This is a genomic window from Ensifer sp. R-19, from assembly GCF_049905105.1.
GTDB lineage: Bacteria > Pseudomonadota > Alphaproteobacteria > Rhizobiales > Rhizobiaceae > Ensifer.
In genome coordinates, this window is sequence record NZ_CP184571.1 from 64,072 (window position 1) to 77,800 (window position 13,729).

At 58.3% G+C, this 13,729-nt stretch carries 12 protein-coding genes and 1 pseudogene; 5 read left to right on the plus strand and 8 right to left on the minus strand.

What is annotated here, in order from left to right; all coding sequences use genetic code 11:
- Positions 1 to 458: 458 nt before the first annotated feature.
- The 5 genes from ACN9MO_RS30655 to ACN9MO_RS30675 all read right to left on the minus strand — a co-directional run bounded on the left by ACN9MO_RS30655 (position 459) and on the right by ACN9MO_RS30675 (position 5,767).
- Positions 459 to 1,241 carry a hypothetical protein gene (locus tag ACN9MO_RS30655; RefSeq protein ID WP_057251627.1) on the minus strand — a complete coding sequence of 261 codons (783 nt, stop codon included), beginning with the start codon at positions 1,239 to 1,241 and terminating at the stop codon, positions 459 to 461.
- Positions 1,242 to 1,433: 192 nt separating this feature from the next.
- Entirely contained in the window at positions 1,434 to 2,711 is a 1,278-nt protein-coding gene (locus ACN9MO_RS30660; RefSeq protein ID WP_112995304.1) for an alpha/beta hydrolase, read from the minus strand.
- Between the two features lie 93 nt (positions 2,712 to 2,804).
- Entirely contained in the window at positions 2,805 to 3,017 is a 213-nt protein-coding gene (locus ACN9MO_RS30665; RefSeq protein ID WP_057251625.1) for a hypothetical protein, read from the minus strand.
- Positions 3,014 to 3,805: a DUF2092 domain-containing protein gene (locus ACN9MO_RS30670; RefSeq protein ID WP_057251624.1), complete on the minus strand. Its 792-nt coding sequence runs from the start codon at positions 3,803 to 3,805 to the stop codon at positions 3,014 to 3,016. The genes ACN9MO_RS30665 and ACN9MO_RS30670 overlap by 4 nt, the downstream gene beginning before the upstream one ends.
- 147 nt (positions 3,806 to 3,952) lie before the next feature.
- Positions 3,953 to 5,767, minus strand: a complete 1,815-nt coding sequence (locus tag ACN9MO_RS30675) for an adenylate cyclase (protein ID WP_425989025.1) — start codon at positions 5,765 to 5,767, stop codon at positions 3,953 to 3,955.
- A gap of 654 nt (positions 5,768 to 6,421) precedes the next feature.
- Between ACN9MO_RS30675 and ACN9MO_RS30680 the strand changes: the two genes are divergently transcribed.
- From ACN9MO_RS30680 to ACN9MO_RS30700, 5 genes are all read left to right on the plus strand, one after another.
- Entirely contained in the window at positions 6,422 to 6,847 is a 426-nt protein-coding gene (locus tag ACN9MO_RS30680) for a cysteine rich repeat-containing protein (RefSeq protein ID WP_057251632.1), read from the plus strand.
- A gap of 28 nt (positions 6,848 to 6,875) precedes the next feature.
- Positions 6,876 to 7,445: an OmpA family protein gene (locus ACN9MO_RS30685; protein WP_057251622.1), complete on the plus strand. Its 570-nt coding sequence runs from the start codon at positions 6,876 to 6,878 to the stop codon at positions 7,443 to 7,445.
- 89 nt (positions 7,446 to 7,534) lie between these two features.
- Positions 7,535 to 8,977: a DUF1254 domain-containing protein gene (locus tag ACN9MO_RS30690; RefSeq protein ID WP_057251621.1), complete on the plus strand. Its 1,443-nt coding sequence runs from the start codon at positions 7,535 to 7,537 to the stop codon at positions 8,975 to 8,977.
- A gap of 336 nt (positions 8,978 to 9,313) precedes the next feature.
- Entirely contained in the window at positions 9,314 to 9,817 is a 504-nt protein-coding gene (locus tag ACN9MO_RS30695) for a hypothetical protein (protein WP_425989028.1), read from the plus strand.
- Positions 9,804 to 10,751: a polysaccharide lyase gene (locus ACN9MO_RS30700; RefSeq protein ID WP_375374163.1), complete on the plus strand. Its 948-nt coding sequence runs from the start codon at positions 9,804 to 9,806 to the stop codon at positions 10,749 to 10,751. The genes ACN9MO_RS30695 and ACN9MO_RS30700 overlap by 14 nt, the downstream gene beginning before the upstream one ends.
- Before the next feature lie 73 nt (positions 10,752 to 10,824).
- Here ACN9MO_RS30700 and ACN9MO_RS30705 read toward each other — a convergent pair.
- From ACN9MO_RS30705 to ACN9MO_RS30715, 3 genes and pseudogenes are all read right to left on the minus strand, one after another.
- Positions 10,825 to 11,168, minus strand: a pseudogene (locus ACN9MO_RS30705) (ATP-binding protein); the annotation flags it as partial.
- Between the two features lie 847 nt (positions 11,169 to 12,015).
- Positions 12,016 to 12,321 (minus strand): DUF1236 domain-containing protein, encoded by a 306-nt coding sequence (locus ACN9MO_RS30710; RefSeq protein ID WP_057251619.1) that lies wholly within the window; start codon positions 12,319 to 12,321, stop codon positions 12,016 to 12,018.
- Positions 12,322 to 12,697: 376 nt separating this feature from the next.
- Complete coding sequence (locus tag ACN9MO_RS30715; protein ID WP_425989032.1) at positions 12,698 to 13,189, minus strand: hypothetical protein; 492 nt, start codon at positions 13,187 to 13,189, stop codon at positions 12,698 to 12,700.
- Between the last annotated feature and the right edge of the window lie 540 nt (positions 13,190 to 13,729).

Sequence of the window (13,729 nt, forward strand, 5' to 3'; positions counted from 1 at the left end):
CGCCAACCGCAGTCGCTGTGTTGTGCCTTCTCCACTTCGGTATTCATGCGCGGCACGACTTGCCAAAGCTCGTTGAGATGCACTCGTATCGCCTTTAGACGTTCCGAAAAGGCTTTTCCGAAGGAACCATCGGATGGCAGGTCCTTGCGGCTTTCGGAGGCGCCACTGGCTTGTTGTCGGGCGCGGAGCCAATCCTGAACGTCACTTTTCCCGAGTAGGTCCAGAAACTCTTCGACGTTGGGTGTTAACCCGGCGGTGTGATTGGTTTGCGCCAAGGCGGACTGCTTGCGAAAAGGAGCAGGGCGATCACAGTTGCTGCGCGTATTAACACAGCGCGTTGTTCGACCGCCGTCCAAGAGCGGATCTTCGTTTGCACGGAAATTCGTCCCTTCCGAAAACCCTTATCTTGTTCGGCTCTGATGCCTTTGGCGCGGTACTCCAAGCATTCGCAAATGGGTTCAAAAGCGAATCGTGAAACCGACGATCGGGCCCTGTTGCACGACATCGAAAATGAAGCCGTTGTCACGGTAATCAACGCCGAGCGCCCTGTAACCAATTGTTGCAGAAACCGTCTCGTTGATGTTGTACCCAACCCCTGCCATCACATCCCAGTCGATGTTGGCACCGCCACCACCGACAAGACCCCATCCAATCGCGTAGAAGTTTGGTGTGAAATTATAGGTGCCGCGCACCCCCGCGAGGCCATCGACCCATGTGGCGCTGTCGGTATAGCTGCGCCCACCGAGAATTCCGCCGTTGAAGGAAATCTCGGTCTCCACTGACCACACCCGCAGGCCGCCGACGACATCCAGGCGGCCCTCAGGTCCTTCAAGGACCGAGTAACCCACGCCGAAAAGGCCAGCGAATGTCTGAGTGTCGACGTCGACACTCGTCGCCAACAAACCATGTGGCGTGTTATCGTCGGCGGAAAGCTTGGTGTAGATCAGGTCGCCGAAAACGCTGAATCGTCCGTTCCGGGCCTCTCCCATGAGCATACCGCCAAAATCAAGGTTGTCGAAAATGTCACTAAAGCTCGCGTCCATGTTGACCGTAGGAAGACCAAACTGTGCGGTCTCGCCAGAAAGACCTGCTGCCCAGAAGTAAGGCGTGATCGAATAGGTCCATCGTTCCTCGATCGCAGGAACGTCGTCCGGTGCTCGATTAGCATTAAGGTCAGCTGCCATCAGCGGCCCGCACAAGAGCGCGCTCGCGACGATGGCGGCCGTAACAAGTCTCTTCATAAAATGCTCCGTTCTTTCAAGAAATCCATCAGCGGCAAGGGAAAGGATAGAAGCCGTAAGGCGTATGATCATTGGCCGCCGCAACCGACGCGCCGGCGTAGGGCTTCGCGAAAGGCTACGCGCCGCTTGGACTCTACGTCGGAGCGGCAGAGGCTTATCCATTGAGGGACACCGAAGCCCCGGCGCATCTTTTCATTGGTTGTCCCTCAATTCTGTCGCGCCACACGTTGATTTAGATTCCAGCCGTTGTTTTGACGTGCAGTCCTTAACCGCGATTTCCTGCTCAGAGCTCGACCGGCCCGCTAACCCACTGAGGTGGTGAGCGTAGTTTTCGCGAGAGGCTTGATCGACAACAGCAACCGGGGCGGTGAGGATCAGGCCCGCGGCGCTGCCTGCTGCTGCCGCAACCCCCGTCGTTCCAGCGATGAGGTGATCCCCAAGGCCCATCTTGCTGTCGGTCAACGTCTGGCCCTCGGAAATCCGGGCGCCGATTAATTGGACCACTTGTGGCGATTCTGCGAACTTGCCATGGTGCATGCTGTCTCCGGCCTTCACCTTGGTCAGATCAATGACGGTGATATCGTGGTCCGCTAACTCCTGCTTGTAAGGGGCCCGCTCCGGATCGATCGATCCCAGTCGGGGAATGTCACCCCAGACCCTGCGCGAGAAAGCCAGTGCCTTGTCGTCCTGCGACACGAAGAGGGTGAACCGCGGGTGCTGATTGCCCATGTCCTCGATCTGCGAGCGGAACACGTCCACGTCGACGTCGGGGGCCGCGAGCATCACGTTTTTGAACTTTGCCGGCAGGCGTCCGTTACGGATTGCCATTTGGCGAAGCGCTTCCAACGTGAGCCAGTTTCCCATCGAATGAGCAAGGATCGAGACATCCTTCACCTCTTCGTCCGCAGCCAGATATTGGAACAGTGATTCCAGCGCGTTGCGGGTATAGTTGGTGCTTTCACGGTCATAGCCGTAAGCCAAGAGGCTGCCCCGCGATGGCCAGGTCACAAGAACGGGCGCACTCTTGACGCCGGAATCATGGACGATCTGGGCAAAGCGGTAGACGGAGTCTTCGAAGCGATTGTTGAACCCGTGGATGAACACAAGCACGCTTTGGTCGGGACTCTTCCTGACCGAAGCATTCAGCCAGGCCTTAGCTTCAGTCTTTGTCAATTCGTCCGCTTTCAGAGTTGCGAAGTCGGTGGCCGGATTGGGAGGCAGCTTCTTTGGCCACGCGACATCGCCAACCTTTCGGATAGGAGGGATAGATACGGTGATGTCCGCAAACGCTGGCGCACGCGCGCGCTCGCCCGTGAACATTTCTCCGGGTACTTCCGAGCGGTCACGCGTGGTTGTGATCAGCATTTCGACGCGGCTTGCATCGGCGGACGTCTCGGCGACGGGCGTCAGCACACCCTTCGGATGGCCGCCGCATCCGGAAACGGAGATGAGCGTAAGGCAAAGGATCATCCGGCGCAGACAGCTTGAGAATGAAGCGACGCGCTCAGTGCTGGTGTTTGTGTTGATCAAAACGCTTCCAACTTTCCCCTGAGATTTCGGGCCCTAGCAGTAATAGACGCCAACGGCGCAGCGCCGCACGGTTCGCCGAGCGACGCCCGCGACGCTGACAGGTGTCAGCGGCCGACCGACACGAGCCTCGGCGGGCTTCGGAAAAGCGTAGGGCCTAAGGATCGCTGCCTGCTCAGCGGCATCGATCGCGGGAAGCAAAAGCGCAGCAATAAACAGAACGGTCTTCAGTCTCCCGTGCGCGGTCATTTGTCGTCTCCCGTGGCCAGGTGATCGGGTAGTTCGTCTATGTCGGCAAGATCCGTCAGGTCGACCTTCCTGGCGTCGGTCTTGTTGACGAAGCTATAGTCTTCCGCCACGACATCGACGCCCGTCTTCCAGTCCGAAATTTGGATGCTGTATTGCGGACCTTGGTCGACCTGGCTGGCGGTAATCACGTAGCGGCAGGGATGGGGGTTTTCTCCCTGCGCGATCCAAATCTGCCAGTCGACGTCTTTCGCCCGGAAAGCGAGGTGGTCGCATTCGACACCCCCGATCACCCCACTGCCGAGGTCCTTTACGTCGGTTACGCCCTCCATCAGCTTGTCATAGGCGTCGGGCAGGAGCAGGTCCGCACCGGGCACCGGCTTGCCGAGCTTGTCGCGCATTGCATCGACCAGATGCTCGACCGTGCCCGGGAGATCCACCTGGGTGTAAAGGTTTATATCCTTTCCGACCAGCGTCACCGTCTTGCCGTCGAAAACCATTTCAACATTGGCGAAGCCGCCAAACCGCGTGGCGCGCAGCTTGTCCGGTCGCCCCAACTCGATCTTGCCGGAACTCGCGAGCAGCAATTTCTGATGGTCCTTGGTGACGACTTCCAGGTTTGAATCGTAGGCGAAGGATATCGCCTTTTGTGAAGCGAGATAGTCTGACATCGCCTTGAGGAGGCTTTTGGCCTCAGCTTCTGCCGCCAGCGTTTCTGCTTGCGGTATCAGCCCCAATAGTAAACAGAACGCTGCGGTTGAAAGGGCATTATTCGTATTCCAGCGGATCATCGGCCTATGCCTCTTGGTGCTTGGCAAGCGTCAGTCGCCGGCTGGCGTCTGATATCGACAAACTGTAGACACCGCGGAGAACGAACACCCGTAACGTCTGGTAGGCTCTGTGCGGGCAGACTGTAGAATCTGTCCGCCGCGGAAGCCTCAGGGGATTTTGAATGCGGCGGTGGCCAATACCTTCGCTTCAACTTCCTCGGCGCTCGGCACGGGAAGGCCCGCCTTTCGAAGCGACGCGATCATCCGGAGGTTGTCCCTCGGCTCAATGTTGCGCTTCCTGTGTTCTTCGATGATGTTCGGGATGTAATCCGGGCGCATCTTCATGAAGATCTCTCCCTCGCGCCTCGCCTCATCCAACAATCCAGCGTCGGCGAAGATTGCGGCTGCGACCAGGTGAAACATCGGGAACTTTTGTAGATTCGTCTTGCGGATGAGGCTCACCGCTTTATCAGGATCGTTCAGCATATAGGCCGCGAGCGCTCGTGCTCCGTGGTAGTAGCTTGCGCCACCGGGGTTGAGCGTAAGAGCTCGGTCAAGGAGATCCGCGCCACGCTGCCACTGGCCACAGATTGCGAGTCGCGTTCCGAACTCGCCCAACAGCTCCGTGTCGTTCGGGTTTAATGCCAGCGCCTCCTCGCCGGCCTGAAGCGCCTCGGTGAGTTGTTGGTTGAAGAAAAGCGCGATCATCAGGGATTGAAGCGCCCGGGTATTTCCTGGTTCCAGTTCGATCGCCCGTCGGGCCGAGTGCAACGCCCGCTCAAGTGGCGCCGGCTGGCCACTCCTGAGGTTAAAGCGGAAGCGATCCTCATCGAGGTATAAAATGGACGACATTGCCCATGCCGTCGCATAACTGGGGTAACGTGCCACGACGCTTTCAAGACAGTCTCGGGCGTTGAGATGGGTCTCCGGGCTCAGTTCCGAACGATACGCGTAGAAGCGCAGTGTGCAGGCGTAGACCCCGAGGTCATCTGGGGGCGGGCTTGCTGTGGCAGCCTGCGCGATGACGCCGTACGGCTGGGCTACAGCGGCCGCAACCTTGCTCGCGACGTCGGATTGGATGGCGAAAAGTTCCCGGCTTGTTAGGTCATCGTCGTAGGTCTGGGACCACAGGATTGCGCCGTCGGATGTGTCTAATAGGCGCGCCGTCACTCGGACCTTAGGGCCAGACACCCTGACGGCGCCTGCAAGCAGATAGCGAGCACCGAGCCCACCACGAATTTCGGAAGCCTCAACCTGTGGGGAGAGAGACTTCGACGTCTCGCGGCCGAAGACCATGATCTCCTTGAACCGTGGCAGGGCGGTGAGCAGTTCCTCTGTCAGCCCTGATGTGTAAAGTTGAGCCTGCGGGCCCTCGCCGAGATTGGCAAAAGGTGCGATCACCAACGTCGGCTCGTCAGGCGAGATTGCGGTTCCGCTCCGCTTCGCAGCCTCAACTATGCGCTCGCTTCCCCAGTATGTCAGCGCCGCAAGTGCGATGACGCCGAAAAGGCCGAGCATTAGCCACCCCCGACGCGGCCATGAGTGATCGAGCTGTTTGCCCTCCTCCTCGACAGAGGCAAAGATGGGGGCCGCTGAGATCGGAGCGTTCCAGGTGAACGAAGGCGCGTAGCGTCCTTTTGGAATATCTATCCTGACGGGATCGTCCTGTCCGGCCACGAGATAGTAGCGCTCGAGCGCACGTCTCAGCCGTCCGGCCTCGATGCGGACGACCGGGTCATCCTGGGTGAAGTCTTCGCTCCGCTTGAATACCTCAACCGCGATTGTGTAGCCTTTTAGGCGCAGCGCTCGCCCCGCAAGGGCCTCCTCGACAACGAAACTGAGAAAGGCCGGGCCGCGGCCTCCTTTTGGAAACTCGGCACTCGAAATGATGCGTGCAAGTTGGTCACGAATATCTGCTGGACTTGGCACAGATCCTGACGATTCCGCCATCTCCTCCGATCCGTGTGCCACCAATGTGTCCATCAATCGCCCCCTACCCACTCAGCTGCGACAATCACTGATTTAGTTGCCGTCCCTTTATGTAACCTACGCTGTCACGTTTTGCTCGTCCAGAAATCATATCGGACCACCACCTCGATTTTTGTGCCCCCTAGAGTTTGCCACACCAGTGGTAAGCGTTGGTTTCGAAGCATCTCTGGGCGGATTCGCAGGAAAAATTTGAAGGAGTTTCGCGGATGCCACGGTCAGTGACGGGCGCGCGGCCGTGCCGTGCTGCACCAGCCCCGGTAAGAAAACATCTCAGGGGTCTCTTCCCCAGCTCCGTTGCGGCTCACGGAATCGTAACGATGCCTGGGCATGCGATGATGACAAATGCTCGTTGGTGACCTTCGCGGCGCCGATCCACGTTCCGGCGGTCGATGGAACCTCACACTCCCGCTGCGACGAACGCTCCGCCGGGGACATGGAGATGGCAAACAGCCGCCGAGACGGGATGTCGGCAGCGCTCGCCATCGTGCAGTCTCCGCGCCTGCGAATTGCCCACGTAACCGTAGCAGGGGCGTTGCATACTGTAAGCTACTTCCCTTTTGGCGACCGCATTGCGCATGTCAACGCTGGCTAACGCCTCGGCTATCGGCCGGGCAGCCGAGTTTAATGTTGTTTTCGATCGGACTTGCCATGACGAACAGACGTGCAGTTTTCGCAGGAACGATAGTTCTCACTGTTCTTGCCCTCGCCACCGTCGCTCGGGCAGACACCATCAGCTATGCCGATGCTGTGAGCTTGCTCGCCAACGATTGCGGATCGGACATCCGGAAATATTGCAAGGGGCTCAACCTTGGCAGCGGCCGCATCCAGTCCTGTCTCGAGCAGAACGAGGGCAAAGTCTCGCCGGCGTGTACCGTGACACTGGCGAACGTGATCACCTCGATACGTCAACGCCAGGCGGCGCAGTCGTCCTTTGCGACGATTTGCAAACACGACATCGCCCAGTACTGCAAAAGCGTCAAGGGCGAGGGCAATGTTCTCTCCTGTCTGAACAAGGCGACGCGCGTGAACGAAGGACAATGCGGCCAAGCCATCATCGACGCAGGGTGGCGTTGAGACCTTCTTGAGAACGAAAGGTGAGCCAATGAAGCGAATCCAATTTAAGGCGTTGCTGACGATCGGGCTGATGCTGTCCGCTGGCGAGGGGGTGGCGCAGCAAATCAGTGACATGCAACTTGTACGTACCCTCGGGAGGGTGGAAAACGCGGCGCCCGCAATTGACGTCGCGCTTCTGGTGGAGGAGGCAACGGCAAGTGCGGGTAAAGGTGTCGCCAACCTTCCGAACTGGCAGAAACTCTCCAAGCTGTCGCAATTGATCCTAGATATCGAATTCGAGAACGACTCCGTCGCCATCGAGCCAAAATCTTACCGCACGGTCGGCCTGATCGCCGATGCGCTGCACCACCCCAACCTGCGGCGCTACAAGTTTCTCGTGGTCGGTCACACGAGTTCGACCGGCGACGCCCAACACAATCTCAAGCTTAGCGCGCAGCGCGCCAATGCCATAACCGAGGCGCTTTCGACCACGTTTGCGATCGCACCAGACCGTTTGTATTCGATTGGCGTGGGCGAGGAGTGGCCGCTCGATGCAGCCAACCTGAAAGCGCCGGAAAACCGGCGGGTCCAATTGATCAACCTCGGTCTCGTCCAATAGCCCGTGTCCAGTGGTGCTTCAACTTTTGATTGCGCGCGGATTGTCCGCACAGTTGCATTCGTTACAAATTGTTTTTTGGAGGGCAAGTAATGCATATCACGCGCCGTGAATTAACGGTGGCCGGTCTTGGACTGATGGCCGCTGGTTCTGTGGGTTCGTCGGCGAACGCCGCCGACGGTTTGGTGGCAGATCTGCCGGAAGGGCTCGATGAGTTCGCGCTCGCAGTCGAAGCGTACATTTACGCCTACCCTCTCGTGACGATGGAAATGACCCGGCGCGTGATTACCAACGTCGCCGAGGTCGAAGGAACCCGAGGTCCGATGGGGCACGTCATCAAGTTGCGCCAGTATCCGGATGCCAAATTCCGCGACGTGACGGCGCCCAATGCCGATACGCTCTATACGACGGCATTCTTCGATGTGGGTGAGGAACCTTGGGTGGTCAGCTTGCCCGACCTCAAAGATCGTTATGCTCTGTTTCCGATGCTGGACGGCTGGACGACGGTGTTCGACGTTCCCGGAAAGCGGACGACCGGTACGGGGGCGCAGACCTTCGTGGTGACCGGTCCTGGGTGGGAAGGCAAGGTACCGGAGGGCATGACCCAGTACAAGTCTCCGACGAGCATCGTCTGGCTGCTTGGACGCATCTATTGCACCGGGACGCCGGAGGACTACGCGGAGGTTCATAAGCTCCAGGATGAGGTCAAACTCTATCCCTTGAGCGCATGGGGCAAGGAGTGGACCGCCCCCAAGGGCAAGGTCGATCCGGCCATCGATATGGAGACTGCCGTTCGCGAGCAAGTCAACAGCATGAACGCCATCGAGTACTTCACCCTGTTCGCCGAGCTCCTGAAACGAAACCCGCCGACCGACGCGGATGCGCCGATGGTCGCCAAGCTCGCCGAACTCGGCATCGTTCCCGGCCAGGACTTCGACAAGGCCAAGTTCGATCCGGCCTTTGTGAAGCGCGTCCCTGAGCTCGGCTTCGCCCGCATCATGACGCATTTCAAATTCAGCGACGGCGACGTGCAGGACATCGACGGCTGGGGCTTCACGACGAAGACTGGCATTTATGGCACCAACTATATCCAGCGCGCCCTCATCACCGCGATCGGTCTGGGAGCAAACCGGCCGCAGGATGCGATCTATCCGACATCGCAGAAATCCGGCGGCGGTGTGATCAAGCGGGCATATAACGGGTCCGAAAAGTACGTTCTGACATTCAAGAAGGGACTTACGCCACCGGTTTCGGGGTTCTGGTCCTTGACCATGTATGACGCGGACTACTTCTTTGTCGACAATCCGCTTAATCGCTACTCCATCAGTGCACGGGAGCCGCTCAAGGCAAATCCGGACGGCTCGATCGACCTGTTGATCCAGCATGAATCGCCCGGACCGGACAAGGAATCCAATTGGCTGCCGGCGCCCAAAGGCAAGTTTATCCTCATGATGCGCCTCTACTGGCCCAATGAGAGCAATCCTTCCATCATCGACGGCTCATGGACGATACCGCCCGTGAAGAAGGTGAGCTGATTGCACCCTGGGACTGGGGCGGCCTCTCGCCGCCTCGTTCACGGCCGTCACCCCGCGCGCGATGGATTCGGCTTTGTCGCAAGCCAGGTCTCACCGAACGCCGTCGCATTCCGCTCGGTCCTTTCAGCAAGCCGGGTGTCGGCGGCTATCACGTCGTCGACGCTCGGCGCGGATCGGGATTTGACAAGAAGAGGGTTTGAGGCAGCCGAAGTGTGCCCGATCGAACTACCGAGCAGATTCGGCATACCAATGGCAGCTGCAAGACGGGAAGGCCTAACTGCGCTGACAGCCGGTGTTATTTCCAGCCCCCCGGGTTCATGCGAAAGGAGTCTCTGCATGACACATGCGGAGTTCGTTGTACACGTTCGTGAAAGCTATGCTTGTCTTTTTGATCCAAATACGAGCGAGGAGACGTGGTCCCTTTTCCTGATTGCCAATACCGGCTGGAGCGGATTGATTGAGGAATATCTACGGCGTGTCGAAGTATTCCTCAGCAATCAAGGGCTGCTTTCCAAGGTCTACGTTCGGCAAATAGAGGAAAAGTGGGGTGGTCTTCGCTGCTACCTCAGTCCGACGGATGACTTCCGCCTGTCGGCAGAACTGGCGGCTGCGCTTAGCGGGATCTATCATGAGATCGCAGACCGTTCCTACCATACTTGTGACGTCTGCGGTGGGCCCGGTCGACTGATTTCAAACAATAGCCGTTATGTTACCCGGTGCAACGACCACATCGCTGACCGCAGGTTCACGATGGACTGTCGCGAGACAGGAAGAGGCCTAAAGCACAAATACGTTGCGAGCGCGGAGGATAATTCAGGAGAAAGAATTGGAAACCGCTGACAACGCACTTGACGGCAATAGCGATGCGGCGACGCCGTTGTCCTGGGAAGCCAACCTTGTTGACGGTTTCGAAGGCGACAGCTTCTCGCCTTTGGGGGGGCTCTACTATCGTGACAATGTCGAGCAACGTGCCGGATCAGTCGAATTCCAGCGAAATGTCACCTTTGGCAGTGCCGGCGCGTTGAAGCTAAGCGTCCGACCGCTTTTTGAGGGCGAAGACGATCGAAGCGAGCGAGCGGAGGTGTGGGAACGCACGACGCTGCGCGTACCATATGACAAGGCGGTCTGGTACGGCTTTTCCGTCAGGTTTGCCGATCCCATCCCGCAAGGGGACCACCGCCATCTGATCGCCCAATGGAAGCGCGAGATCGGTCCGGAGGCGAGGGGTGACTTTAGCCCGTTCCTGGCGCTTCGTCTCGTTCGCGGCCGACTGTTTGCGACCGTTGAGACCAGTTTTCCGGTGATCCCTCGGCGCTCTTCTTTGTCGACCGGCACATCGGCCCTCACGCCGGTTTTTCTGCGGCCGGAAAAGCGCCAGATGCGTGCGCTGGTTGCCACCGACCCTGGCTGGAAGCCACAGGACGGGCGCCTGTTCACGGCCCACACGGATCGCATCACCGTCATCCACAGGGGTAATGAGCTGCCGACGCCGCATAGTGGCTGGATTGACTTTGCAGTGATGACCCAGCCGGGACCGGATGGCACAGGGCATATCGAACTCTTCGCCAACGACCGCTGGATCGTGACGGTCCGAGGCCATATCGGGCATGACGAACATGGGCTGGGCTCTAGGCAGTATTTCAAGTTCGGCCCCTACCGCTCGGCATCTCAGGGCGAATGGACGCTCTACTTCGACAACTTTCGCCGCTCCACACGCAGTGAAGATGTTCTCGGACCGGCTGGACTTGCGGCGCTACGCTCAGCAGGCTCGTAGATCCCGGGAGGCGCAACACAAGGATGTCATGCCGCTGGAAATTTCCTCAAAGTGCCGAAGTAAAATTCCCCAGTTATGCCGACGTGGGTAGCAGGAATGCGTGACCATTTTTCGGTGGCCGTCCCCGTGATCTTGGTGGTGGCAAGAAAGCGGGTGGAGTGATGAGGGGTTTGGAACGCACGTGCTCTGGCATCAGTTCCGCATGTTGTCGCAGGCGATAGCTTGATCCTTCGATCTGAATGCGACGGCGTTGTAAAGTATTCTGTCAAGCAGCGCGGTGGCGACGACGCGATCGCCAAAAGACGTCGCCCCACTCTGCGAAGCCGCGGTTGGAGGTGAGGATCACAGCGCCGCGTTCGTAGCGACCGTTGACGAACTGGGGAAGAGGTTACCGCTGCCCGCGACGACAGGCTGATAAGCCCGCCAGGGTTTTGATGGTTGCGAGCCTGCCCATCCGCAATGCCCTTCTTGATACGGCTGTTCTCGCGCAGCGTCAGTTCTTCGATAGCAGAACGTCGATGGCCTCCAGCTCTGACAGTTCGCCATGACCCGACCTCTTCCTATTTTGCTCACGATTTGTGCTCAAAAGATCGCATAATGTATCGACTGGAATGTACGGTACCGGGCAGCTTCGCTCATGCTGCTCTACCGATTTCCGGGATCAACTCTGGTTCGCCTCCGACCAGCAGGGAAGCAGTGGTCGCAACCATTGACAGAAGCACCATGCCGACGGGTAGACCGGTCGTTAACTTCCTCTGTGGCGTTGCGTAAGTGTGTGGTTCGTACATTCGCAGATCCTCAATCCTCCAATCGGGCAACGACAGCAAAGCTTGTTCCTGCGGACTGCAAGGAGGCGCTCCGGCGCCGTTGCCCGCCCAAGGCAGTTAGGCGCTGTGCTGCTTGGGCTCAGAAGAAAACTAACGCGAGGGTAGAGGCCGACAACGAACCTAAGACCTTTGCGCTGGCCGTTTGAGACTGAAGTCCCATGGCGGAACCTTTTCCGCCGCCCTAGCTTTGAAAATACTCTCGATCGTCGACCCAATCGAGATGCCTCTAGGCCCCACCAGCCCTTAGTGTCCCCGCTAACTGTGGGGCCTACCGAGCGGATGCTCGCATATGATTCACCTCACCGGTCCTGCTTCCGCGGGACCGTTTTTTTATCCAGCATAATTAGCTTTTTGGGGAGTGAGTGCGGGTGGACAACCAAACTCGGAGCATGAAGGCTGCCCCTTCGCATCCAGGGGAAGGGGCAGCGGTCCGAGCGTTAGTCGATAACACGAACGATTTTGCGGGTGCCCGGGTCAACCAGGACCGTGCGGTTGTCTACCACCACATAGCGGTACTTGATATCCGGTGCATCGATCGTGTGCAGTTCTACCGTTTCGGGGAGTGCCGAGCCGACGTTGAGCTCCACTCCAGGAAGTTTGATGGAGGCAAGCGGCTTCTTCTTAACATATTCGCGAACGACCGTTTCCTGCTCTGGAGTAACAATGACCGTCTGAGCTAGGGCGAGGCTAGAAGTGCCGAGCACAAACAGCCCTGCAAGGGCGGAGCTCATAAGCTTTTTCATGTTCTTCTCCGGTTCGGATGTTGTTACCCACTCATCAAGGCGGGACTACTACCAACCCCGTTGCGCAATTTTCGTTCCGATGGTCAGACTTCGGTCGCGTGGGTCCGGACCTTAGCCCAGTGGACCTTTCGGAAATGGTCCGACGGGACACCCGACACGTACGACAACCCGTTTGGCGCCCGCTATATCCTCAGCGACCCTGCGGATAAACTCGTCCGCGCCGGGGGCACTTACTTGGCCCTCGATCACGACGCTGTTCCCTAGTGCTCTGAAGCAAAGGCCTTGGGTATCAAATGGAGCTTCGGCGGCCAGCGCATACTTTAGCGAGGCGATTAGCCCCGAGGCATCGGAACCCTCGCCACCGCGGACGTCAAATTCAGGTGGGATTAGGATCATCGCCAGAACTCCTTCTTGAGTTCCAACCCGTCCATTCGAGCATTGTTCCCGCAGACTGGTAGATAGAGCTGCGGGACGTTTGCTCCCGCCACATCGCGCTATCGAACAGCGCAGCCTCGTCGCTCACCCCACTACGGAATTGATCGGCAATATGCCGGGCCAGGCTTTCGGTGCGTTTGCCATAGCGCGGGATACTACACCAGACGCACACCCGATCGAACGTCCGTTGGAGCGTATCAAGTTCGTCGGGGCTGAGTAGCTGGCCGGTAATCTCCTGGATCGAAACCTCGTGGTTGCCGTGCGGAAGCGAGTCCGCGTTCTCTTCCAGCGCCGCCAATTTATAGTAGCCGATCATGTGTTTCAGAACGCCGCTCTCCCGAACGCCCCCTTGGTAGCAATTGAGAATGCGTATTGCGATTGCCTCTGCGGCCTCACTATTCCGCGACAGGCCGAGCCCGCGCAGGACATCCACAAAGATCTGTTCGATTTGGTTGATTTAGTGAGGGAGGAGTACCTTTGAATGGGCTGTGGGAAACATCACGGCGATCCGAAGAATGGTTTCGGATGATCGTCGCCGGCGAACGAGGTCCACCGGATGAACCTGTTGCGGCAGGATTGCACAACACGGAGTCAGACAGACAGCGCGAGGATCATATGCCGGGTTTGTTTCCGGTTTGTGGGTCTGGGATCGCATAATGTATCGTCGGGAACGACATCCTTGTCGGGATGTTGGACGGGTGTTCCGAGGCTCCGCGCGGACGTACATGGTGTGGGCGATACGTTCCTCGATCGACACTGACTGTCGCCCCTGAGGGGCGCCGCATCAGACAGCACGAGCGGCCGTTATTCAAGACGACGGATGTTGAATGGTCGCCCCGACAAAGTAACCAGGCGGCGATGGGCGCGTCACGCAACTGTCACGCGCAAAGTACTTTAGAAACTGCTAAGACGTAGAAAGCGATGACCATGTTCGAGTACGAAAATGCGCCGATACCTTTTTCACATTCATCTT